Source organism: Photobacterium chitinilyticum (genome assembly GCF_004104355.1).
Taxonomy (GTDB): domain Bacteria; phylum Pseudomonadota; class Gammaproteobacteria; order Enterobacterales; family Vibrionaceae; genus Photobacterium; species Photobacterium chitinilyticum.
The window spans coordinates 20,444-44,170 of the sequence record NZ_RJLM01000010.1; the positions used below are offsets into that span (position 1 = coordinate 20,444).

Sequence of the window (23,727 nt, forward strand, 5' to 3'; positions counted from 1 at the left end):
TTTTGTAAGCTTGCAGGAATTAGCCGAAGACTATGTTTAAAAAACTTCGTGGCATGTTTTCTAATGACCTGTCTATTGACCTGGGTACTGCCAACACCCTTATTTATGTCAAAGGACAGGGCATCGTACTCGATGAACCTTCAGTAGTAGCTATCCGTCAGGATCGAGCGGGTGCAACCAAAAGTGTTGCTGCCGTTGGTCATGACGCAAAGCAGATGCTTGGTCGTACACCTGGTAATATCGCTGCTATCCGCCCGATGAAAGACGGTGTGATTGCCGACTTTTATGTGACCGAAAAAATGCTTCAGCATTTTATCAAGCAGGTCCATGACAACAGTATTTTACGCCCTAGCCCACGCGTGCTGGTGGCTGTTCCCTGCGGTTCAACCCAGGTTGAACGCCGTGCTATCCGTGAATCTGCACAAGGTGCAGGTGCTCGCGAAGTGTACCTGATTGACGAGCCAATGGCGGCGGCGATCGGTGCCGGTATGCCAGTGTCGGAAGCAACGGGTTCAATGGTGATCGATATCGGTGGTGGTACTACCGAGGTTGCGGTTATCTCTCTAAACGGCGTGGTTTACTCTTCGTCGGTACGTATCGGTGGTGACCGTTTTGATGAGGCGGTTATTAACTACGTTCGCCGTAACTACGGCAGCCTGATCGGTGAAGCGACCGCTGAGCGCATCAAGCACGAAATTGGCTCGGCCTATCCGGGTGATGAAGTGCGTGAAATTGAAGTGCGCGGCCGTAACTTGGCTGAAGGTGTACCTCGTAGCTTTACCCTTAACTCCAATGAAATCCTTGAAGCGCTGCAAGAGCCGCTAACCGGAATTGTTTCGGCAGTCATGGTTGCGCTTGAGCAGTGTCCGCCAGAGCTGGCATCTGATATCTCAGAGCGCGGTATGGTGCTGACCGGTGGCGGTGCGCTGCTGCGCGATCTTGATCGCCTGCTTACCGAAGAAACCGGTATTCCAGTGGTTGTTGCAGAAGATCCGCTAACGTGTGTTGCGCGTGGCGGTGGCAAGGCATTGGAAATGATCGATATGCACGGTGGCGATCTTTTCAGCGAAGAATAATGCCAAGTCTGGCAATAGATAGAACAGGTTATAGTGTTAGATGAAACCTATATTTGGCAGAGGACCTTCTCTGCAGTTACGCCTGTTTCTTGCCATATTACTGTCGGTTGGTCTGATGCTGGCCGACAGCCGCCTAGATGCCTTCGCCAATATACGTTATTTGCTGAACACTGCGATTTCGCCACTGCAATATGCAGCTAACTTACCCCGCGATTTGTTAGATGGTATGTCGGGTCAGTTGAGCTCCCATCAGCGTTTGTTGGCAGAGAATAAAGCACTTAAGCGTGATTTATTGGTAAAGCAGAGTGATGTGCTGCTGCTCGATCAGTTAAAGCAGGAAAATCAGCGTTTGCGGGAGCTATTAGGCTCACCGTTTGTTCGTGACGAGAAGAAATTGATCGCGGAAGTCATGGCGGTAGACTCAGATCCATACAGTCATCAGGTGATGATTGATAAGGGGCGGGTCGATGGTGTGTATGAAGGCCAGCCGGTGATCAACGAAAAAGGCATCGTCGGCCAGGTATCTTATGTTGGTGCCCATAATAGCCGCGTCCTGTTATTGATTGACCCAACGCATGCGATTCCTATCCAAGTTGTTCGTAACGATATCCGAGTGATTGCCTCGGGCAGCGGCCAGATAGACCAAATCCAACTTGAACATGTGCCGAGCAGTACCGATATTGAAGTCGGGGATCTGTTGGTGACATCCGGTTTGGGCGGCCGTTATCCTGAAGGTTATCCGGTCGGTCACGTGACCGAGTTTTCATTCGATAACAAGCGCCCGTTTGCCCAGATAAAGGCGAAACCGACGGTACAGTTTGACCGCTTGCGTTATTTGCTGCTGGTCTGGCCTACACCGCGGGAAACGCTGATGGTAGGAGATCTCAATAGTGGCGAATAGTCGACCAAGTGGCCGCTTGTTGATCTGGCTTTCTTTTATTGTGGCACTTATTTTACAGGCTGCACCATGGCCCGGCGAGCTGGAGCTGTTCAGGCCTTCATGGGTCTTGCTGGTGGCATTTTACTGGGTGTTGGCATTGCCGCATCGGGTGAATGTCGGCACGGCATTGTTATTGGGGTTACTGTGGGACTTGATGCTGGGCTCTACCCTCGGGGTACGGGGCCTGATGATGTCGGTACTGTGTTACGTCGTTGCCCTGAACTTTCAGGTGTTGCGTAATCTGTCGCTATGGCAGCAGGCGATACTGGTTGCCTTGCTGACGTTGGCCGGTAAGTTGGTCGAGTTCTGGGCTGAGTATCTGGTCTCTGTGATCACCTTCGAGCCTGATAGACTATGGGCTGTGCTGCTGAATTTCCTGCTGTGGCCATGGCTGTTTTTGCTGTTGCGGCGAATGCGTCGTAAGTTCTCAATTCGTTAAATAACTTTCCAAACAAGGTCTGTTCGGTGTTAGGTTGTAAAACATGACATCGAATGGATCTTTTTGATATTTAAGTAAATGGTATCATCATGTCTACATTGCAACTGTATCTGGCATCGGGTTCTCCTCGGCGAAAAGAATTACTGGCTCAGCTAGGCTACGGCTTCGAACGGGTTGTCGTGGATGTTGAAGAACAGCATCAATCTGGCGAGGCACCGGCTGAGTATGTCCAGCGATTAGCGCAGGACAAGGCACAGGCTGGCGTGAAAGAGACCGATGGTCAAACACCGGTACTGGGTTCAGATACTATTGTTGTAGTAGATGATGAGATTCTGGAAAAACCTGAAGACTATGCAGATGCCAAGCGTATGCTGACTCTGCTTTCCGGCCGCCAGCACCAGGTGATGACGGCTGTTACCCTAGCAACGGCAGCACGTAGTAAAACTAAGCTTGTCGTAACGAACGTTTGGTTCAAGGCTTTGTCTGAAAAAGAAATAGAAGCATACTGGCAAAGCGGCGAGCCGCAGGACAAAGCAGGCAGCTATGGTATTCAGGGCATCGGCGGCAAGTTTATTGAGCGCATCGATGGCAGTTATTACGCTGTGGTGGGGTTACCGTTAATGGAAACCGACATCATGGTTCGAGACTTTTTAAGTTTATCAATTTAGAGGCAACCATGAGCACAGAGCTGCTAATTAACGTGACGCCAAGTGAAACACGCGTTGCGATGATTGAAGGAGGGACCCTTCAGGAAATACATATAGAACGAGAATCAAAACGCGGTATTGTTGGCAATATTTACAAAGGCCGGGTGAGCCGGGTATTGCCGGGTATGCAGGCGGCATTTGTTGATATCGGGTTGGAAAAAGCAGCCTTCCTGCATGCGTCCGACATTGTGCCGCATACAGAGTGTGTGGCCGAGAACGAAAAACAGCAGTTTCAGGTTCGGGATATTTCTGAACTGGTTCGTCAGGGCCAGGATTTGGTGGTTCAGGTGGTTAAAGATCCCCTGGGAACCAAGGGCGCACGGCTGACAACCGATGTTACCCTGCCTTCGCGTTATTTGGTCTTTATGCCTGGTGCAGGCCATGTTGGTGTTTCCCAGCGAATTGAAAGCGAAAATGAGCGCGAACGCCTGAAAAAGATGGTGAGTAAACACTGTGACGATCTGGGCGGCTTTATTATTCGCACTGCAGCCGAAGGCGCGACACCAGAAGAGCTGGCGCAAGATGCCGCCTTCCTTAAACACTTATGGCGAAAAGTGCTGGAGCGACGTGCCAAGCACAAGCCCAAGTCAATGCTATATGGTGAGCTAGGGCTGGCTCAGCGTATACTTCGCGATTTTGTCGGTACTGAGCTGGACTGTATTAAGGTTGACTCGCGTATCGGTTTTGAAAACCTCAAAGAGTTTACCGATGAATTCGTGCCGGAGTTGAGTGAGAAGCTTGACTACTATGCCGGCGAGCAGCCTATATTTGATTTATACGACACAGAAAGTGAAATTCAGCGCTCGTTGGATCGCAAGGTTGAGCTGAAATCTGGTGGCTATCTAATCATTGATCAGACTGAGGCCATGACCACGGTTGATATCAATACCGGGGCATTTGTTGGCCGCCGAAATCTGGAAGAAACCATTTTCAATACCAATATCGAGGCGACCAAGGCGATTGCACGTCAGCTTCGACTGCGTAATTTAGGTGGGATCATTATTATTGATTTCATCGATATGGCACTGGAAGATCACCAGCGTCGCGTGTTATTAGCACTGGAGCAGGCGCTTTCCTACGATCGGGTAAAAACTAATATCAATGGTTTTACCCAGCTTGGTTTGGTTGAAATGACCCGTAAGCGAACTCGTGAAAGTATCGAACATGTGTTGTGTGGTACTTGCCCGACCTGTGAGGGCCGAGGCACGGTAAAAACCGTGGAAAGTGTTTGCTACGAGATCCTGCGTGAAATTACTCGGGTGAACCGTGCCTACGATGCTGACCGTTTTGTGGTCTATGTCGCCCCTGCCGTTGCCGAAGCGTTGGCTGGCGATGAATACCATGCTCTGGCAGAGCTGGAAGTGTTTATTGGCAAACAGGTGAAAGTTAAGGCCGAGCCATTATATATCCAAGAACAATTTGACGTTGTAATGATGTAATTACCAATGCGAGGCTTTTGAGTGACAACAGTTCCAGTTCGTCTGGCACGTGGATTAATGTGGCTGGTGCTGACTATGTTGGTACTGGCCGCTATTGCGATTAGTGGTCTGCGTTTTTACCTTCCCCAGCTAAACGAATATCGCGAACCTATCCGTCAGTGGGCATCTGAACAGGCTGATATGAGCCTTGAAGTCGCACATGTTGAGGGATATTGGCGAAACCTTGGACCATCCCTCGTACTGCAGGGGGTGAGTGTTTCAGCAAGCGATGATCCGGAATCGATTGTCCGGGTCGGCGATGTCGAGATGCAGCTTGATATGCTGCGCTCGGCGATTGAGATGCGGCTTGTTTTTAAAGATATACGTATCGATCAGCTTAGCCTCGATTTGACCCGTCTTTCAGGCTCCGTTTTCAGCCAGGTTTCTCCATCACAGTCAGTTGTCGAAGAGACAAACCAGGCTTCTACGGTTAAACGGCTGGAAGAGCTGTTTTTTGTCCAGTTGGGTAAGTTTTCATTACGCAATGCTGATATTACTTTGCTATCTCCTGCTGGGGATAAAAAGCGTATTGATATCAACGAACTGAAATGGGACGGTACGGGTGGTCAGCATTTAGCCGAAGGGGTGATTAGCATTGCCGATACCCACTTCAGCCAGATGCGAGTAATCGCTAACTTATCGGCCCGGCGTTCCTTGCCCGAATTATCGGGCAGTATCTATGTCCAGACCCAAAACCTGTCAATTACGCCCTGGTTAAACAAGCGTATGTTAGGTGGAGCGGATATTATCGGCAGCAATATCAATGCCGAGGTATGGTTGAACCTGCAAGACGGCAAAGTACTCAAGAGTCTGGCCAGACTTGATGATAGCTACCTTCGTTGGCGCGAGGGAGAAGAGAAGCATGAGTTCCGGATCCCCAAGGGGTTGGTGGGACTGACCCCTGTTGCGTTGGCCGAAGGGAAAACTGGCTGGCGGATTGATAGTGATCAGATGATTCTGCAAACCGACAAGTTGTTGTGGCCAGCCTTCGATATTGCCGCGCAATGGGAGCCTGAACGCTGGCAAGTTGCATTGAGTCGCCTTCACCTTGAGCATTTGCTTCCGTTTGTCAGTTTCCTGCCGGAGGGCAATACGGCTGCGGAAATGCTATCGACCTTACAGCCTTCCGGCCAGTTACAAGATATTCGAATCGCCGCCAATGGCGATCAGTCTCCGCGTTTTTCTGCCAGTCTCAAAGGGTTTGGTATGAAGCAGTGGAAGTTGCTTCCTGAGGTACACAAGCTTAACGCTCGGTTGTCCGGAAGCCTGGATGGTGGGAAAGCCGTACTGGTACTTAACGATGATATGCTGCCATATGGAGACGTGTTCCAGACCCCGTTGAATATTACTAAAGGTGAAGTAACTGCTTACTGGCAGATCGATGATGATGGCTGGCGGTTGTGGAGTGATCAGTTGGCGGTATCAACGCCGCACTTAAGCGCTAATGGACAGTTCCGGCTGGACTTTCCGGCAAAGGCGCCCGCATGGTTGTCGTTTTATGGTGAAGCTTCAGCCAGCAATGTGGGTGAAACTTGGCGTTATTTACCGACACTGGCTCTGGGGCGTGAACTGACCGATTACCTATCAACCGCGATTCGAGGTGGCAAGGCAGATCATGCGCAGTTGCTATGGTATGGCGAGTTGGCTGATTTTCCTTACAGCAAACAAGAAGGCGTCTTTCAGGCTAGCGTTTCTCTGTATGATGGGCGGTTTAGCTTTGATACCTCCTGGCCTGAGCTGACCGATCTCAAACTGGATCTGCTATTTGAAAATGATTTCCTCTACCTCGATGCGAGTCATGCCAAAACGATGGGAGCGACAGCCTCTCGGGTGACTGGCGATGCCGAGCTGAGCGAAGACGGCCATTTGAAGCTGGTACTGGATGTCGGTGCCGAGGGGCAGAAGATCCGTGATTATATGTTGGCGACACCGCTGGTTGATTCCGTCGGTGCCGCGTTGACAACGGTTCAGGTAAGTGGTCCGGTAACATCACGGTTCAAGCTTGATATTCCTTTTGATGGCAGCGATGTACGTGCATGGGGTTCGGCTCAGCTGAAAGATAATCAGATAGTCATGGACACGCCGCCGGTCCAGCTGGACCAAGTCAGTGGTAGCCTGAGTTTTGATAATGATGTTATCAAGGCCAGTGATATTCAAGGCATGTTGCTGGCACAGCCTGTAGCGCTTGGGTTTACTGGAAAGAGTGTTGAAACGGGCTATCAGGTGGGCGTTAAGCTGGGAGGTCGGTGGGATGTTGCCACCCTGCAGCAACAGGTTGAAGACCCTTTGCTGGCGCATGCTTCGGGTAGTAGCCTCTGGCAGTCGACGATCGGAGTCAACTTGTACGATACCGGCTTTGACTACAATGTTGATTTGCTGGCGGAGCTTGCAGCCATCGATAGCACGTTGCCTTACCCGCTTCAGTTGTCACCGGGCACGAAACAGCAGGCTAAACTCACCGCTCACGGCAATGCAGAAGTTCTTTCCGGTATTGTCACGGTGCCGGATGCCACCTATCAAGCTAAGATCAACTTGGTTCCTGAGCGGCTGAAACTCGAAGCAAGTGAATTGTTGGTAGGACGGGGAAAATTACGTTCACTGGCGCAGGGAAGCCATTCGTTGCGAATCAATAGCGATTATTTGGATGCTGACCGCTGGATAGATCTTATCGGCGAGATTGAAACAAAAACTGCGCAAATGGCGCAAGCTGGTCAGTTCACGACGATGCCTGAGGTGCCGTTGCCTACGAGGGTAAATGCCCGAGTGAAAAAGCTGAAAATGGCAACACTGAACTGGAATGATGTCGATTTGGCTGTTCGTCGGCAACCTGAGCAATGGCACATGATATTGGGCAGCCGTGAAATGACCGGTGAGGCTTTCTGGCCTGACGGTGCGCCATTGAAAGTTACCCTGGAAAAAATGCACCTGAACCTACCGGGGTTAGAAAGCGTAGAAGAAGTGCTACCGCGTAAAAAGTATGTACCACAGCGGGAGATACCGCCTGCAACTGATTTTGATCGAACCATAATGGCGAATATGCCTGACATTGATCTCTTGCTTGAGGATGCTTGGTTACAGGGCTATCGTCTCGGCAAGGTGTCAGGCAAGTTGCGTCGGGAAGGCACAATGCTGGAATTGCAGAACCTGCTGATTGACTCCGGAACTACCTCCCTGAGTTTAGATGGCCACTGGATGCTTGACGATGATCAGAATGAGACCCATATAGCCTTCGATATTGAAGGTGAAAACAGCTCTGATTTGATGGGACGTTTTGGTGTGTCCGGGGGGATCCAGGGGGCAAAATTTAGCAGCTATGCCTCTATTCAATGGCAAGGTTCACCATGGGCAATGCACCGTGAAACGTTGACCGGTGAAGTAAAAACAGAAACCGGCAAGGGGCTGATCAGTGAAGTCGGAGGTGCCGGGCGCTTGCTTGGGCTATTTAGTATTGATTCGATTGTGCGAAAAATGCAGCTCGATTTCTCTGGTATTTTTGATGACGGTCTGGCTTTTAACTATATCAGGGGCTCCGGCAGGATTGAAAACGGTCAGTTTGAGAGTGATGATATTAAAATGCAGGCATTGGCCGGTGATATGTTTATTACCGGAAGTGCTAACCTTGTAAATGAAACCGTTGATGCAAAAGTGAAGTTTCTTCCTGATTTTACCTCAGGGATACCGGTACTTACTGCTTTTGCTGTGGCACCGCAAACCGCGATCTTGGTGTTTGCCATCTCAACGGCACTATCTCCGGTGCTGGATGTATTTACTCAGATCAATTATGCGGTGAAAGGACCGATTGATTCTCCGACGGTAACAGAGAAGTCTCGCTTTACTGGCGAGTACACTTTGCCTGAAAAGCTGAAAGAACAACAAAATCAGCCGAAATAACGATGGAATGGCGATATTTGTCAGAAAAAGGAAGTTAATGATGGCAAAAGTGGGCGTTGTACAAATGAATTCAGGAGCCGATCCTGAAACGAACTTGCGGCAACTAAAAAAGAAGCTTAAAGGGTTGCAGTTGCAAGGGGCTGAGCTGGTTGTTACGCCAGAAAATTGTTTGGTGTTTGGTTCCAGCTCAGATTATCAGCGTCATGCCGAGCTTCTTGGCGAGGGGCCTTTGCAGGAGGCGCTCTCGGCGCTTACCAAGCAGCTAGGGATTTGGTTGTTGATTGGTTCAATGCCGATCCGCCAGCCTGATGGTGCGATCACCGCAACAGCGTTGCTGTTTGATGATATGGGCCAGTGCCGGGCACATTACGATAAGTTACATATGTTTGATGTTGAGATAGAAGACCAGCATCATAGTTATCGGGAATCCGATACGTTCCGACCGGGTCAAGAAGTCAAAGTGGTATCCACCCCCTTTGGCAACATCGGATTATCAATCTGTTATGATATCCGGTTCCCGCAGTTATATACCGCTCTGAGAGAGCAGGGGGCCGACATTATTGTGGTTCCGGCGGCGTTTACCAAAGTGACCGGCAAGGCTCACTGGGATGTATTATTACGAGCACGTGCGGTGGAAACACAGTGCTGGATTGTGGCTGCAGCTCAATGGGGCGAGCACAATGAAGGCCGGGAAACATGGGGTCACTCGATGATAATTGATCCTTGGGGGCAGGTGGTTGCCTGTCAACAGCAGGGAACCGGTGTACTGACGGCCGATCTGGATTTAAATTTGAGCCAGACCATAAGAACAAACATGCCATTGCTGCAGCATGCCCGATTAGGTGTGCACCAGCGGTAGGTATCTTACAAGAGCAAAGAGAATGACTCTGGAAACTGTAGAAAATACCATGCTGACTCAGTCAGGTTTGGGACGTGATGAATTAAGTCAAACCCTGGAGCTGATTGCGGCTCGGGATGTGGATTATGCCGATATTTACTTTCAGTCCTGCTGGCACGAATCACTTGTGCTAGAAGATAGCATTATTAAAGATGGCTCTTTCAACATTGACCGTGGCGTGGGTGTTCGGGCGGTTGCTGGCGAGAAAACGGGTTTTGCCTATTCGGATCAGATTAACCTACTGGCATTGACCCAGAGTGCCAGGGCGGCTCGTGGCATCGTTCGCGGTGGCGGAAACGGTAAGGTGCAGGCATTTAGCCCTGTAATTGCTTCAGGGATCTATGCGCCGATTGATCCGCTGGGTAGCTTTGACAAGCACCAGAAAATTGCGCTGCTTGAAGAGATTGACCGTTATATCCGAACCAAAGAGCCACTGGTGAAGGAAGTCTCTGTCAGCATAAACGGTGTCTATGAGCAGGTATTGGTTGCAGCATTAGATGGCACCTATGCGGCTGATATTCGTCCGTTGGTGCGCCTGTCTATCAGTATTCTGATCGAAAAGGGTGATAAACGCGAACATGGCAGTGCCGGTGGTGGCGGTCGCTATGGTTATGAGTATTTCCTCAATGAAGAAAATGGCAAGTCCATTGCACTGAACTATGCCGATGAGGCGATTCGCCAGGCTTTGGTCAATGTAGATGCCGATGCGGCACCTGCGGGGACGATGCCGGTTGTTCTTGGTGCTGGCTGGCCAGGTGTGCTACTGCATGAAGCGGTGGGCCATGGCCTGGAAGGTGACTTTAACCGTAAAGGCTCGTCCATGTTTGCCGGGCAAATGGGCAAGCAGGTCACCTCGCCATTATGTACGATTGTCGATGATGGCACGCTGGTTGATCGCCGGGGCTCGATTAATATTGACGATGAAGGTACGCCGGGTCAGTACAATGTGCTGGTAGAAGGCGGCAAGCTGAAAGGCTATATGCAGGACAAGCTGAATGCACGCCTGATGGGCGTTGCGCCAACGGGGAACGGTCGGCGCGAGTCTTACGCGCACCTGCCTATGCCGCGTATGACAAATACGTATATGTTGCCGGGCCAGCATTCGCCGGAAGAGATCATTGCCAGTGTGAAGCAGGGGATCTATGCGCCCAACTTCGGTGGGGGACAAGTTGATATTACCTCGGGCAAGTTCGTATTCTCGGCCTCAGAAGCATACCTGATCGAAAACGGTAAAGTGACGAGACCTATCAAGGGAGCGACCTTGATTGGCAGTGGCATTGAAGCGATGCAGCAAGTCTCGATGGTAGGCAATGACCTTGATATTGACCGTGGTGTAGGTGTCTGCGGCAAAGCCGGTCAGAGTGTACCGGTTGGTGTCGGCCAGCCAACGTTGAAAGTTGATTCCATGACGGTCGGTGGAACACAGTAGAGTCGTTACTGAACAGAAAATTAAAATGCCAGCACTAACAGTGCTGGCATTTTTTTATGACATAAATTGTTGCAGAAGATAGAAGCTTAATCTTCCAGGTACAATTCTTTTAGGTACTGGAAGATCTCACGGTACGCTTTTGCCGGCTTGCTCTGCGCCTTTTCTTTGTTCGCCTGGCGAACAAGTTGACGTAGGCGCTGACGATCGGCTTCCGGATGGTCAACCAGTATTGCATTGATCATGCTATCGCCATTTTCGATCAGCTTATCGCGTTTAAGCTCCAGTTTTTTTAATGCAACAGTTGCCTGTGAGTGCTTGTTACGAAGCATATCCAGAGCGGCCTGGATAGGCTCGATTTCGATTTGGCGCATTAGCTTGCCAATTCGTTGCAACTGGCGGCGACGGGCTTCATTTTTAAAGCGCTGCGCGTCGCGAACGGCATCCATCAGTTCCTCGTCTAGCGGGATTTTTGCCAGTGCATTTGGCTTAAGCTCAACGAGCTCTTCTCCCAATTTCTGCAGGGCTTCCATGTCGCGTTTCATCTCGGACTTACTTACCCAGATGATTTCTTCTTCCTCTTCCCAAGGGGCTTTTTGGTTTTTACGGCTCATAACTGGCTCACTAAAGAAGGTAATGGGTCTATTTTATCAGTTTAATCATGATTTGGGGCGCAAATTCCTCACAGGCGGTGTTATCCTATAAGTAATACTAAATAGAGCACGTATCAGCATAGGCTGGTGTGCTGCTAATCATAATCATGATCTCCATTTCATTAGGTCGTCTGCCAGGGTGTGCTTGGTAACATATTGAAATAGTTATCACTTTTTGAGTAAGTGAAGGTATGGACGTAAGAGAACAGGTTGCACAGCAGCGTGTAGAGCTGGAAGCGGCAGTCGCCAGGGCATTAGAGCTGGCGGGCAAGCAGGCTGATGCTGCCGAAGTTGCTATTAATAAAACGACGGGTATTAGCGTTTCTACACGTATGTGTGACGTTGAGAATGTGGAGTTTAATAGCGATGGTGCATTGGGGATCACTGTTTACCGCGGTCAACGCAAAGGCAGCGCCTCTACTTCTGATCTGAGTGAGAATGCGATTGCCCAGACTGTTGCTGCTGCGCTTGATATCGCCCGCTATACGTCCGAAGACCCGTTTGCTGGCCCTGGCCCGAAAGAGCTGATGGCCAAGAATATTCCTGATCTTGACCTCTTTCACCCTGATGAGCCAGAGCCCGATCATGCTGCCGCTATTGCAATCCAGGCGGAGCAGGCCGCGCTCGATTATGATCCGCGAATCAAGCAGAGTGACGGTGCGAGCTATGACAGTCACTATGGTATTCGTGTCTATGGCAATAGCCATGGCATGTTGGCCAGCTATGCTTCTAGCCGCCACAGTACCAGCTGCTGCGTGATTGCCGAAGGCAAAAATGGCGAAATGGAACGGGATTACAGCTATACCACTGCACGCCGAGCTTCTGATTTGTGGCTTCCGGAGCGAGTTGGTCTACATGCTGCCGAGCGCACTGTTGGCCGTATTGATCCGCAGAAGCTGTCGACTCGCGAGGCTCCTATTATGTTTTCCGCCGATGTGGCGACCGGGCTTTTTGGCCACTTGGTGATGGCTATCAGTGGTTCTAATTTATACCGTAAGTCATCTTTCTTACTGGATAAGCTGGGGGAGCAGATTTTCCCTGAGTGGATGAATATCAGTGAGCGTCCGCATATTCTTCGTGGTATGGCGAGTACACCTTTCGACAGTGAAGGCCTGGCAACCTATGATCGTGAAATTATTCAAGATGGTATCTTGCAGACATATTTGATGACCAGTTATGCTGCTCGTAAACTGGGTCGTCAGCCAACTGGCCATGCCGGTGGCATTCATAACTGGCAAGTTAAGTCGACAGGCGAAGATTATGCCCAGATGTTGAAAAAAATGGATCGTGGCCTGTTGGTAACCGAGCTGATGGGGCAGGGGGTTAATATTGTTACGGGTGATTACTCTCGCGGCGCAGCTGGTTTCTGGGTTGAAAATGGCGAAATTCAATTCCCGGTTAGCGAAGTCACGATTGCCGGTAACCTAAAAGACATGATGCAAAATATTGTTGCGATTGGTACGGATACCGAAACCCGTAGTCAGATCCAGACCGGTTCTATGTTGCTGGATACGATGAAAATCGCGGGTGAGTAGGACCCAGATTCAAACAAAAGCGAGAGCCGAGGCTCTCGCTTTTGTTTATTAGCTTCTCAATCCCTTTAGACGAGGAATACTGTCGCCAAGCCCAAAAACACCGATAGGCCGATGATATCGGTAATGGTTGTCAGCGCCATCCCGCCCGCCAGAGCCGGATCGATATTGAGCTTCTTCAGCAGGATTGGAATACAAACCCCAGCGACTCCCGCAACCAGCAAGTTGGTCATCATGGCCCCGGCAATGATCAGCCCGAGTATCAGGTTGCCTTTCCATACGACGACGACACCGCCAATGATGGCTGCCCAGAGGATACCGTTGATCAGGCCGACCCGGGCTTCCTTGCTGAGTAGCCAGCGGGTGTTGGTTTCACCGATATGGCCGACAGCCAGTCCCCGGATCACCAAGGCGACGGTTTGGTTGCCTGCAACTCCCCCCATCGACGGAACGATAGTCATCAGAATCGCAATCGCCGCCATTTGGTCGAGCGTTTCTTCAAAGAGGTTCGATACCGAGGCTGCCGCTAGTGCTGCCAGCACATTGACGCCGAGCCAGATGCTTCTACGTCGGGCTGATTTCATGACTGGCGCGAAAGTATCTTCGTCATCGTCCAAACCCGCCATACTCATCATTGAGTGTTCGGCATCTTCACGAATAATATCGACAACATCATCAATGGTGATACGGCCAACCAAGTGGTTGTCGAGATCGACAACCGGTGCCGAGAGCCAGTTTCGCCGTTCAAAGAGATTGGCGACCTCACTGTCGTCCATCTCTACCGAGATGGCCTCGTCAGCGTCCTCCATGACCTCTTGGACTTCAATATCCGGCTGGGTTGTGATCAGGGTTGATAGCGAGAGGTGGCCAATAAGCTGCTCATTTTGATCGACTACGTACAGGGCATCAGTTGCTTCCGGCAGTTCCCCTTTCATACGGAGGTAACGTAAAACCACATCAGCCGTTACATCGCCACGAATGGTAATGAAGTCGGTGCTCATCATACCGCCGGCAGTTTCTTCGGGGTAGGCCAGAGCCTTTTCTACCCGGTGGCGGTCAGTGGCATCCATTTGAGCCAGTACTTTCTGATATTTGCCATCAGGCAGGCTACGCAGTACATAGGCTACATCATCGGTTTCCATTCCCTCGGTTACGGCAGCCAGCTTTTCTGGCTCCATTTGCGAGACAATACCGTCTTTTACATCCTCTGAAAGTTCATCGAGGATCTCACCTTGCTCTTCGGGATCGGTTAGCTGCCATAATACCTGGCGTTCTTTGGGCGGAGAGGCTTCCAACAGGTGAGCGATATCCTCCGGCTCCATATCCTGAAGCATTCGGCGGACATGGACAAACATGCCATTTTCAAGCGCTTGATTGACTTCTTGTAACGTCTGGTGCGTCTGATCTTGTTCTAATACATCCGCCATTGGTCGTGGTACCCCAAATTACTCTGATGCCGGCCGCAATAAGCTGAATACTAACGCAATAGTGTAGTGGTTGTCTCACCAGATCTGAGAGGAAATAAAGATTTAATCTGCAAGAGGAATAAGAGATCTTACCAGGAAAAAAAAGATTATGGTGTGGTTCGGCTGAAATGAGCTCATAATCATTCTTTTTATCTGCCTGATTGGCGAAGTTATACAGGGTTCCGGCGACTAGTTTTCTTCGTCAAAGCCGGCTTCGATCAGCTCAGACACAGCAGATAATGCGGCTTCGGCATCATTACCGTCGGCACTGACACAGATTTGCTGACCCTGAGCCGATTCAAGCATCAACAGCCCCATCACGCTGTCAGCGGTGGCACTTTTCTCGTCATTGCTGATGGTGATTGTGGCTTCAAAGCTTTGCGCTAATTCAACCAGCTTGATGGCTGCACGGGCATGCAGGCCAAGGCGGTTTTTGATAAATAGCTGGCGGCTTAGTGTGCTCATGGGGTTGCTTCCAGCGTACGGTGGCGAATCTGGATCTGGTGGCCTTCATAGCGAAAATGCTCTGCCAGCTGCTGGGCAACGTATACTGAGCGGTGCTGGCCGCCGGTACAACCAATTGCAACAGTCAGGTAGCTGCGATTGTTTTTTTCCAGCATAGGTAGCCAGGTCTCGATGAAATTACGGATCTGGTAGATCAGCTGATTCACTTCTGGATGACCGGAAAGAAACTCCTTAACGCCTTGGTCCAGGCCGGTTAATGGCTTGAGCTCAGGAACCCAGTGAGGATTTGGCAAGAAACGTACATCGAACACGTAGTCGGCATCTGTCGGAAGCCCATGTTTGAAGCCAAAGGATTCGAACACGATGATCAGCTCGCGTGCATCACGGCCCAAGACGCGAGAACGTACCATTTCACTTAAATCATGAATGGATTTGTTGGTGGTATCAATCACCAGGTCGGCATGTGCTTTTAGTTCTGTCAGGCGGGCACTTTCTGATTGGATTGCCTGTTCCAAACTCATGTTGTCCCGTGATAACGGGTGCAGGCGACGGGTTTCGCTATAGCGCTTAACCAACTCTTTGTCATCGGCATCAAGGTAAATCACATTGACATCCAACTGGTCACTGAGAGAGTCCAGTGTCTTGCGGATTTGTTCAGGCTCATCGGGCATATTGCGAACGTCGATACTCACCGCAATATCTTGCTGGTTACTGTCGACCGTTTTGACAAGCTGAGGCAGCAGGTTCACCGGGAGGTTATCAACACAGTAATAGCCCAGATCCTCCAGTACCCGCAGGGCAATGGATTTTCCTGAACCAGAACGTCCGCTTACGACCATTAACATCATGGCTGGTATACCTTAAATGACGGGAGTGGAGTGGTGACCATTATGAATCACAGGTTAGGATTTGATAAAGCTCTTCATCGCTTTTTGCGGTGCGCAGCTGTTTGCAGACTTGTTTATTGCTCAGCTTTTCGGCCATGCTGGACAGTGTTTTCAGATGCTCTTTGCATTGTGCATCAGGGACCAACAAGGCAAAGAGTAAATCGACAGGCTGGTTGTCAATGGCATCAAACTGGATTGGGTCCATGCATTGGATCAGCACGGCAATGGCCTGATCACTGTTATTGATCCGTCCGTGGGGGATCGCGATACCGTTGCCTATACCTGTGCTGCCCATTTTTTCGCGGCTGAGCATACACTCAAACAGCGGTTGGGGATTCTGGTCTAGGTGTTCAGCCGCAATTTCGCTGATGATTTCCAGCGCGCGTTTTTTGCTGGAGCAGTGAACTGCACTCTTGGTGCAGTCCAGGCTCAATACAGTACTCAGTTGCATGATTAGTGGCTATTGAGTTTATCTTTGTGTTTGTTTAATTGACGGACCAGTTTATCAGTTAATGCATCAATAGCGGCATACATATTTTCAGAATCCGCTTTTGCGTGGATTTCCCCCGCGTTAATATGCAAGGTCGCTTCAGCCACCTGTTGTAATTTTTCAACATTCAGAATCACATGGACACTATTAATCTTATCAAAAAAGCGTTCCAGCTTATCGAACTTGGTCGTTACGTATTCACGTAGAGACGGGGTAATTTCGACATGGTGCCCTGTGAGATTAATTTGCATAGACATCTTCCTTCTGTTGGCGTCTGACTAGAGCAGACGTTTTCGCTGGTTAGACGGCGGAATTCCCAAGGATTCACGGTATTTGGCGATGGTACGCCGTGCTACCATAATTCCTTGTTCCGCCAGCAATGTCGCAATTTTACTGTCACTTAGTGGCTTCGCCTGATTTTCAGCGGCAACCAGTTTCTTCACCAGTGCCCGAATAGCGGTCGAAGAGCATTCTCCGCCATTATCCGTACTAACGTGACTTGAGAAGAAATATTTCAATTCAAAGATACCACGAGGTGTGTGCATATACTTCTGCGTCGTTACTCGTGAAATCGTTGATTCATGCATTTCTACTGCCAGTGCAATATCATTGAGTACCATTGGCTTCATAGCTTCCTCGCCATATTCAAAGAAGTCCTGCTGGTGCTCAACAATGCAGCGGGCGACTTTTAGCAGCGTTTCGTTGCGGCTTTCCAGGCTTTTGATGAGCCATTTTGCATCCTGCAGATGGGTGCGAATGAACTGGCTGTCAGCACTGTTGCGGGTGTTTTTGCTTAATGCCGCATATTGTTGGTTGACCCGGATACGCGGTACGCTGTCGGGGTTGATGGTGACGATCCATTTTCCGTGATCTTTAAAGACGGAAACATCCGGCACCACATATTCTGTTTCAGAAGCGACAACACGATTGCCCGGGCGTGGGTCAAGATCGTGGATTAGCTGCATCACCGCTTTCAGTTCTGCTTCTTTGAGCTTGGTCTCGCGCATCAATTGGCGATAGTCGCGGTTAGCTAGCAAGTTAATGTGTTGATTAAGTAGAATTTTAGCTTCTGTTAACCAAGGTGTATCTTCAGGGAAGGTGGCGAGTTGAAGCAGCAGGCATTCCTGCAAGTTACGCGAAGCAACACCAAGTGGGTCAAACTGCTGTACACGCTTTAATACCGCTTCTACCTCATCAAGCTCGACTTCTTCATCGCCCATACTTTCTAAGATTTCGTCGGTAGAGCAGGTGAGGTAACCTTTGTCATCAACTGCATCAATAATCGCGGTGGCAATGGTCAAATCGGTGTCACTGAAAGGTGTCAGTTGCACTTGCCACATTAGGTAATCTTGCAGGCTCTCGGTGGTTTCGCCTTGATAGACGGGCATGTCATCGTCGATAGCAATACCGGTACTGCCGGTTCCGGCACTGTAGACATCATCCCAGGTTGTATCAACAGGAAGCTCTTCCGGCATCTCACGTTGTTCAATGACTTCTGAGGTATCAAACGGTTCCGGGTCATTGCCCGAGTCACTTTCCTGTGCTGATATTTCGCTATTGTCCTGTCCGTCGGGCTTATTTTCTTCAGCGTTAGGTGCGGCTTCGGCTTCATTGGTATTCTCATCCAGCTCCAACAGCGGATTCGCGTCCAGTGCCTCTTGAATTTCCTGTTGAAGATCCAAGGTGGATAACTGCAACAGGCGAATCGCTTGCTGCAATTGCGGCGTCATTGCCAGTTGTTGACCTAGTTTGAGCTGGAGCGAGGTTTTCATATATGCGTATGTACCTTGTTGTTATCTTTTATTATGGTGCCAAGAACGGCTTAAACATTAGCAGTCATTAAGCCGTTATAAACTGGCTCCTGGTACGTCCTTACTAATAACTATAGACGGAACTGGTCGCCCAGATAGACTCGTTTTACGTGCTCGTCGTTGAGAACATCACTCGGGGTCCCGTGGGCGATGAGCTGCCCCTGACTAACGATGTAAGCATGTTCACATACATCAAGTGTCTCTCTGACATTATGATCGGTGATGAGAACACCCAGCCCACGATCACGTAAATGTTCGATAACCTTTTTGATGTCGATCACAGATATAGGATCAACCCCAGCAAAAGGTTCATCAAGCAAAATGAATTTTGGATTGGCAGCTAGTGCCCGGGCAATTTCGACCCGGCGACGTTCTCCCCCTGATAATGCCATGCCTAAACTATTACGAATGTGCTGGATGTGGAATTCATCCAATAATTCTTCTAATTTATCCTGGCGCTCGGCTTTGCTTAGCTCCTTTCGAGTTTGCAATACCGCCATCAGGTTATCGTGAACTGTCAGCTTGCGGAAAATGGATGCTTCCTGGGGCAGGTAACCGATACCCATTCTTGAACGGTTATGCATCGGCTGCAGGCTGATGTCGTTACCGTCGATGCTTATTGTGCCCTCGTCCCGGGCGACCAAGCCAACAATCATATAGAAAGATGTTGTTTTGCCTGCACCATTTGGGCCCAGCAAGCCGACGATTTTGCCGGAATGGACTTCCAGGCTGACGTCTGAAACGACTTTGCGGCCATTATAGCTCTTAGCTAAGTGTTCTGCTTTTAACGTTGCCATAATTGCCGCTTACTTATTGTTGCTGTTAAGTTGGTTGGGTTGCAAAATCGTAGTGACACGCTTCTTGCTGCCACTTTCTGCCACGAGTTTTTGCTCATCAATCTTGTAACTGATGACTTTGCCCTGAATTTCACTGCCTTCCTGGATCAGGATTGCTTCATCGGTCATTTTCAAAAACTCTGTCGATGTTTCGTAGCGCATTTTACGCGCGGCACCATCGATAGGCTTTCCGTCATCCATCTCCTGATGGAAGGTCGCAGGGTTACCATAGGCATCGATGGTTTCCTTGCCTTCACTGCCCTCCGGGCGGGTGACGACAACTTTATCGGCACGGATATCAATACTGCCCTGACGTAAGACCACATTACCGGTAAAGGTCACGATATTTTTTTGAATATCGAGCTGTTGGTTATCCGAATCGATATATATTGGCTGCTCTGTATCGTTACTTAATGCCCAGCTTGATGCACTGATACAAAGGCAGAGCAGGGTACTAATTTTGTAAAGCTTCATATCTACCTTTTACATTCTTTAATAAGGTCGCCACACTGCGTTCCATATTTCCCTTCATTCCTGTCCCTTCGTTCTGGAAGGAGGCACCGGTAATGAATACGTGATCAGGTGTGTCGAAATCTTTGCTGATCAGGTCAAGTCTCAGGTTTTCAGTCTGGATTACCTTGACCGCAGATTCTGGCAATAGGTTAAAAATACGGACATTGCCGGTCATCTGCAGTACCTGGTTTTTATCCAGTCTGGCGGTGTTTGAACTGATACGCCATTCAGTTTCGGTACCGTTACGATAAACCCATAATACAGGTTCGACAAAGTCGGTATCGCCACTTTTGCTGAAATGCTCCAGGTACTCAGAATCTATCTGATAGCTGCGCAAGCCAGATTCGTTAAACGAGGTGTTGACGACGGCATTGCCGGTAAATAGCGGCTTTTCTGCGTCAGGCTCCACCTGAATATCTTCCTGCCATTGTTTTTCCAGCAGGTAATAGCCAGTCCATGCACATAAGAGCAACAACAATGCATAGAGTAGCCTTTTCAAGGTCATATACTTAGGCCTTTATGTTTATCTAATTCGCCTTTGGCTTCAAGGATCAAGTCACAGACCTCGCGAACGGCACCAGATCCGCCTTGAATTCGGGTAACAAAATCAGCCCGGCGAGCGAGAAGAGGGTGACCATCTGCAACACAGACTGATAATCCGATCTTTTCCATCACCGGCCAGTCAATCAGGTCATCGCCGATATAGGCAGTGTGCTCCGGTGCAATACCGAGACTTTTCTCAATATCGGCATAGGCGGCCAGCTTGTTGTCCTGCCCCTGGTAGACGTGCTTGATACCCAGCGCAGACATACGGTTTTCTACAATCGCTGACTTACGGCCAGTAATGATAGCAATCTCAATCCCGGCAGCCATCAGAGACTTGATACCATAGCCATCACGGGTGTGAAATGTCTTCAGTTCTTCACCGTCGTTTCCCATGTAAATACGGCCATCGGAAAAGACCCCGTCGACATCGCAGATCAATAGCTGGATATTTTTTGCCTGCTGATACACCGTTTGACAGACGGGACCATAAATAGTTTCGATTAGCATTACATGACCCCGGCTTTAAGTAGATCGTGCATATTGAGAGCACCGACCAGGCATTCATTTTCAGTGACCAGCAGGCCGCTGATTTTATGGTCTTCCATGAGCTTCAAGCCCTCAGCCGCCAGCACTTGTGCTGAAATAGTGGCTGGGTTACGGGTCATTACCTCGCCGATAGTGGTGCTGTGGATATCAACACGATTGTCCAGCAGGCGACGCAAGTCACCATCGGTAAAGACTCCGGTGAGCTTTTGATTGTTGTCGATGATGGCCGTCATGCCGAGCCCTTTGCGGGAAACTTCAAGCAAGGCATCTTTAATCGTGGCCTGCTCTGTGACGATTGGCAGCATTTCACCGGTGTGCATGACATCCGCAATACGCAGCAGCAACTTGCGCCCAAGCGCCCCGCCCGGATGGGAGAGGGCAAAATCATCAGCGGTAAATCCGCGCGCTTCCATCAGGGCAATAGCCAGTGCATCGCCCATTGCCAGCGTTGCCGTCGTGCTGGATGTCGGTGCCAGGTTCAGCGGGCAGGCTTCCTGGGCGACGGTGATCTGAAGATGGGTCTGAGCCAGCTTGGCCATGCTGGATTCTGGTTTTCCCGTCATGCTGATCAGCGGGATCCCCAGACGTTTGATTACAGGCAGCAGGGTCATAATCTCTGCCGCTTCACCAGAGTTAGAAATGGCGAGTACGACATCCCCCTTTTTGATCATGCCCAGATCGCCATGACTGGCTTCGCCTGGATGAACAAAGAAAGACGGGGTGCCGGTACTGGCTAGGGTTGCAGCAATTTTATTGCCGATATGGCCCGACTTCCCCATTCCCATCACAATGACCTTTCCGGTACAGCTTGCAATAAGATGGCAGGCTTCACTAAAGCTACCATTGATATACTGGGTCAGTTTTTGCAGGGCTTCTGCTTCAATTTCAATAACTTTGCGGCCAAAACCGCAATAATCAAACGTATCAGACATGGCTTGGGTCTCCGTTAAGCCGCTAGATTATAAAACAGATAGCCTTGATAGGCGACAAAGCAACAAATTAGTACAGCGCCTTCCACACGGTTGATTCTGCGACGTTTTCCGAGAGCCATTAATACCAACAATATTGATACGCCGAGCATGACGTAGTAATCCCGTCCCATCGCCAACGGGCTCAGTACGGATGGGTTGAGTAGGCCCGGTATTCCCATGACGGCAAGAATATTGAAGACGTTGGAGCCGATAATATTACCGACAGCCATATCGTCCTCGCCTTTGTGAATACTGGCGATAGAGGCTGCCAGCTCCGGCAGGCTGGTACCGATTGCGATGATTGTCAGGCCTATCACCAGATCGCTCATGCCAAAGTACTTGGCAATAGTCACAGCAGAGTCGACCAGCATACTCGCTGCGTAAGGAAGCAATACCAGGCCGATAACTACCCAAACCAAAGCGGCTTTATTGCTGACACCGTCAGGGATCTCTGATTCTTGCTCTTTGGCAAGCGGATCGCCGGATGCTTTTGCATTTCGGCTGATTTTGAGCATGACAAGAAGGAAGATCACGAACAGGATCACCAGTAGCACACCCTCGATGAAACCGAGATGGTTGTCCCACAGCAACGCGCCAGCGAGAAGGGTTACGACCATCATTAGCGGTAATTCGCGGCGAATGATGCCGGAACTGATGGCCAGTGGCTTAAGCAGCGCAGTTAGGCCAAGGATAAGGGCGATATTGGCAATATTCGAACCTAATACATTACCGACTGCTGTATCGGTTTTTCCGTCAAGAGCAGCTGTTGCCGAAACCATCATTTCAGGTGCCGAGGAGCCCATTGCGAGAATGGTCATACCTATTACTAATGGTGCTACACCGAGATTCTTTGCCAACGCAGCAGCGCCAAAAACAAGTCGATCTGCACTCCATACCAGTAAAGCCAAACCGATACTGAGCAACACAATGGCTTCGAGCATTCTTATCCCTTTTGTCGTAAATCTTTATATATAAGTCAGGGGGGCAATTTTGACGGTTCGTTGACTAAAAAGAAAGGAAAAGCCGTGACTAATTGAGCGGAGCGAGAAGTTCTTATCGTGCCTTGTCCCATTCTTTACCCAAAAAGCCTTGGTAAGTAAATGTAGCATTGTGTCTTATATTGTTGCCAGCTATGGCGAAAAACAATATGTTAGGCGCCTCATTATGGACTCATGATAGAAAGTAAAATTGCACAGTTCTAACAGTTCTCGTCTTGAGTTGGTAGCGTAATGTACCTATGATCGACGCTTAGCGTATAAATCACTAATTATATTAACCATATCGCTCTTTATTGGAGAGCGTGGAATACGAACATAAGGCCGACTAGGCCGACAGGATGGCTATGGAACCGAGTGAAGCGCTAGTCTCAATCAAAAATATGACGTTTTCGCGGGGTGAACGAAAAATTTTTGATGATGTGACTCTGGATGTGCCTAAAGGAAAAGTGACGGCCATTATGGGACCGTCCGGTATCGGGAAAACGACCTTACTGCGGCTTATTGGCGGCCAGATCCAGCCAGATAGCGGCGAGGTGTGGTTCGAGCGTTGGAATATCCCAACTCTGAGCCGGAGTGAGCTGTATCAGGCTCGAAATAAAATGAGCATGCTATTTCAATCCGGCGCGTTGTTCACGGATATGACTGTCTTTGACAATGTCGCATTTCCGTTAAGGGAGCATACCGACTTACCGGAAGAGTTATTGCGTACTCTCGTGCTGTTAAAGCTGGAGGCCGTAGGGTTACGCGGTGCTGCGCAGCTAATGCCGAACGAGCTGTCGGGCGGTATGGCCCGGCGGGCAGCATTAGCAAGGGCAATAGCCCTGGACCCAGACTTAATCATGTATGATGAGCCGTTTGTCGGCCAGGACCCTATCACCATGGGAGTGCTGGTTACCTTGATACGCAGCATGAATCAGGCGCTGGGGATCACATCGGTGATTGTTTCTCATGATGTTCCGGAAGTCATGAGTATTGCCGATCATGTTTACCTCTTGGCTGGCGGCAAAATCATTGGGCAGGGGACCCCTGACGAGCTGAGGGCAAACCCTGATCCACAGATCAGACAGTTTTTGGATGGAAATGCCGATGGCCCGGTGCCATTTAACTTTCCGGCTCGAAGCCTGAGTGATGATATTTTCGGGATGACGGAAGAATAGC

At 49.7% G+C, this 23,727-nt stretch carries 23 protein-coding genes; 10 read left to right on the top strand and 13 right to left on the bottom strand.

The genetic code is table 11. The features are described from left to right. Positions 1 to 32: 32 nt before the first annotated feature. The 8 genes from mreB to tldD all read left to right on the top strand — a co-directional run bounded on the left by mreB (position 33) and on the right by tldD (position 10,858). Positions 33 to 1,076, top strand: coding sequence for a rod shape-determining protein MreB (gene mreB, locus EDI28_RS19195; protein ID WP_075762409.1), 1,044 nt, complete (start codon positions 33 to 35; stop codon positions 1,074 to 1,076). A gap of 40 nt (positions 1,077 to 1,116) precedes the next feature. Continuing rightward, positions 1,117 to 1,977, top strand: a complete 861-nt coding sequence (gene mreC / locus EDI28_RS19200; protein ID WP_128785506.1) for a rod shape-determining protein MreC — start codon at positions 1,117 to 1,119, stop codon at positions 1,975 to 1,977. Beyond that, positions 1,967 to 2,455 carry a rod shape-determining protein MreD gene (gene mreD / locus EDI28_RS19205; protein ID WP_128785507.1) on the top strand — a complete coding sequence of 163 codons (489 nt, stop codon included), beginning with the start codon at positions 1,967 to 1,969 and terminating at the stop codon, positions 2,453 to 2,455. Before mreC ends, mreD begins: the two co-directional genes overlap by 11 nt. Positions 2,456 to 2,544: 89 nt before the next feature. Then, positions 2,545 to 3,123: a Maf family protein gene (locus EDI28_RS19210; protein ID WP_128785508.1), complete on the top strand. Its 579-nt coding sequence runs from the start codon at positions 2,545 to 2,547 to the stop codon at positions 3,121 to 3,123. A gap of 8 nt (positions 3,124 to 3,131) precedes the next feature. Further along, the gene (rng, locus tag EDI28_RS19215; protein ID WP_128785509.1) at positions 3,132 to 4,601 is read left to right on the top strand and encodes a ribonuclease G; all 1,470 of its coding nucleotides are present in this window, start codon (positions 3,132 to 3,134) and stop codon (positions 4,599 to 4,601) included. A 21-nt stretch (positions 4,602 to 4,622) separates the two neighbouring features. Next, positions 4,623 to 8,531, top strand: coding sequence for a YhdP family protein (locus EDI28_RS19220; protein WP_128785510.1), 3,909 nt, complete (start codon positions 4,623 to 4,625; stop codon positions 8,529 to 8,531). Between the two features lie 40 nt (positions 8,532 to 8,571). Further along, positions 8,572 to 9,390, top strand: a complete 819-nt coding sequence (locus tag EDI28_RS19225) for a carbon-nitrogen hydrolase family protein (protein ID WP_128785599.1) — start codon at positions 8,572 to 8,574, stop codon at positions 9,388 to 9,390. Positions 9,391 to 9,412: 22 nt separating this feature from the next. Continuing rightward, positions 9,413 to 10,858, top strand: a complete 1,446-nt coding sequence (tldD, locus tag EDI28_RS19230) for a metalloprotease TldD (protein ID WP_128785511.1) — start codon at positions 9,413 to 9,415, stop codon at positions 10,856 to 10,858. 86 nt (positions 10,859 to 10,944) lie between these two features. Here the strand turns inward: tldD and yjgA are convergent, their stop codons facing one another. After that, a complete protein-coding gene (gene yjgA, locus EDI28_RS19235) occupies positions 10,945 to 11,469 on the bottom strand; it encodes a ribosome biogenesis factor YjgA (protein ID WP_128785512.1) in 525 nt (174 codons plus the stop codon). Positions 11,470 to 11,699: 230 nt separating this feature from the next. On the opposite strand from yjgA, the gene pmbA reads away from it, so the two are divergent. Beyond that, positions 11,700 to 13,043, top strand: coding sequence for a metalloprotease PmbA (pmbA, locus tag EDI28_RS19240; protein ID WP_128785513.1), 1,344 nt, complete (start codon positions 11,700 to 11,702; stop codon positions 13,041 to 13,043). A gap of 65 nt (positions 13,044 to 13,108) precedes the next feature. Here the strand turns inward: pmbA and mgtE are convergent, their stop codons facing one another. From mgtE to EDI28_RS19300, 12 genes are all read right to left on the bottom strand, one after another. Continuing rightward, on the bottom strand, positions 13,109 to 14,467 hold the full coding sequence (gene mgtE / locus EDI28_RS19245; protein ID WP_128785514.1) for a magnesium transporter: 1,359 nt from the start codon (positions 14,465 to 14,467) through the stop codon (positions 13,109 to 13,111). A 228-nt stretch (positions 14,468 to 14,695) separates the two neighbouring features. Continuing rightward, positions 14,696 to 14,971 (bottom strand): HPr family phosphocarrier protein, encoded by a 276-nt coding sequence (locus EDI28_RS19250; protein WP_128785515.1) that lies wholly within the window; start codon positions 14,969 to 14,971, stop codon positions 14,696 to 14,698. Next, positions 14,968 to 15,819, bottom strand: a complete 852-nt coding sequence (gene rapZ / locus EDI28_RS19255) for an RNase adapter RapZ (protein WP_128785516.1) — start codon at positions 15,817 to 15,819, stop codon at positions 14,968 to 14,970. Before rapZ ends, EDI28_RS19250 begins: the two co-directional genes overlap by 4 nt. Before the next feature lie 40 nt (positions 15,820 to 15,859). Beyond that, on the bottom strand, positions 15,860 to 16,309 hold the full coding sequence (ptsN, locus tag EDI28_RS19260) for a PTS IIA-like nitrogen regulatory protein PtsN (RefSeq protein WP_128785517.1): 450 nt from the start codon (positions 16,307 to 16,309) through the stop codon (positions 15,860 to 15,862). Between the two features lie 2 nt (positions 16,310 to 16,311). Then, entirely contained in the window at positions 16,312 to 16,599 is a 288-nt protein-coding gene (hpf, locus tag EDI28_RS19265) for a ribosome hibernation promoting factor (protein WP_128785518.1), read from the bottom strand. A 27-nt stretch (positions 16,600 to 16,626) separates the two neighbouring features. Continuing rightward, positions 16,627 to 18,120 carry an RNA polymerase factor sigma-54 gene (locus tag EDI28_RS19270; protein ID WP_128785519.1) on the bottom strand — a complete coding sequence of 498 codons (1,494 nt, stop codon included), beginning with the start codon at positions 18,118 to 18,120 and terminating at the stop codon, positions 16,627 to 16,629. A gap of 110 nt (positions 18,121 to 18,230) precedes the next feature. Further along, positions 18,231 to 18,956 carry an LPS export ABC transporter ATP-binding protein gene (gene lptB, locus EDI28_RS19275; protein WP_128785520.1) on the bottom strand — a complete coding sequence of 242 codons (726 nt, stop codon included), beginning with the start codon at positions 18,954 to 18,956 and terminating at the stop codon, positions 18,231 to 18,233. A gap of 9 nt (positions 18,957 to 18,965) precedes the next feature. After that, positions 18,966 to 19,469, bottom strand: coding sequence for a lipopolysaccharide transport periplasmic protein LptA (gene lptA, locus EDI28_RS19280; protein ID WP_128785521.1), 504 nt, complete (start codon positions 19,467 to 19,469; stop codon positions 18,966 to 18,968). Further along, on the bottom strand, positions 19,450 to 20,013 hold the full coding sequence (gene lptC / locus EDI28_RS19285; RefSeq protein WP_128785522.1) for an LPS export ABC transporter periplasmic protein LptC: 564 nt from the start codon (positions 20,011 to 20,013) through the stop codon (positions 19,450 to 19,452). Before lptC ends, lptA begins: the two co-directional genes overlap by 20 nt. Continuing rightward, positions 20,010 to 20,561 carry a 3-deoxy-manno-octulosonate-8-phosphatase KdsC gene (gene kdsC / locus EDI28_RS19290; protein ID WP_128785523.1) on the bottom strand — a complete coding sequence of 184 codons (552 nt, stop codon included), beginning with the start codon at positions 20,559 to 20,561 and terminating at the stop codon, positions 20,010 to 20,012. Before kdsC ends, lptC begins: the two co-directional genes overlap by 4 nt. Next, on the bottom strand, positions 20,561 to 21,532 hold the full coding sequence (locus tag EDI28_RS19295) for a KpsF/GutQ family sugar-phosphate isomerase (RefSeq protein ID WP_128785524.1): 972 nt from the start codon (positions 21,530 to 21,532) through the stop codon (positions 20,561 to 20,563). The genes kdsC and EDI28_RS19295 overlap by 1 nt, the downstream gene beginning before the upstream one ends. A gap of 14 nt (positions 21,533 to 21,546) precedes the next feature. Beyond that, positions 21,547 to 22,512 (bottom strand): calcium/sodium antiporter, encoded by a 966-nt coding sequence (locus EDI28_RS19300; protein WP_128785525.1) that lies wholly within the window; start codon positions 22,510 to 22,512, stop codon positions 21,547 to 21,549. A 401-nt stretch (positions 22,513 to 22,913) separates the two neighbouring features. On the opposite strand from EDI28_RS19300, the gene mlaF reads away from it, so the two are divergent. Beyond that, complete coding sequence (mlaF, locus tag EDI28_RS19305) at positions 22,914 to 23,726, top strand: phospholipid ABC transporter ATP-binding protein MlaF (RefSeq protein WP_128785526.1); 813 nt, start codon at positions 22,914 to 22,916, stop codon at positions 23,724 to 23,726. Position 23,727: the final 1 nt, after the last annotated feature.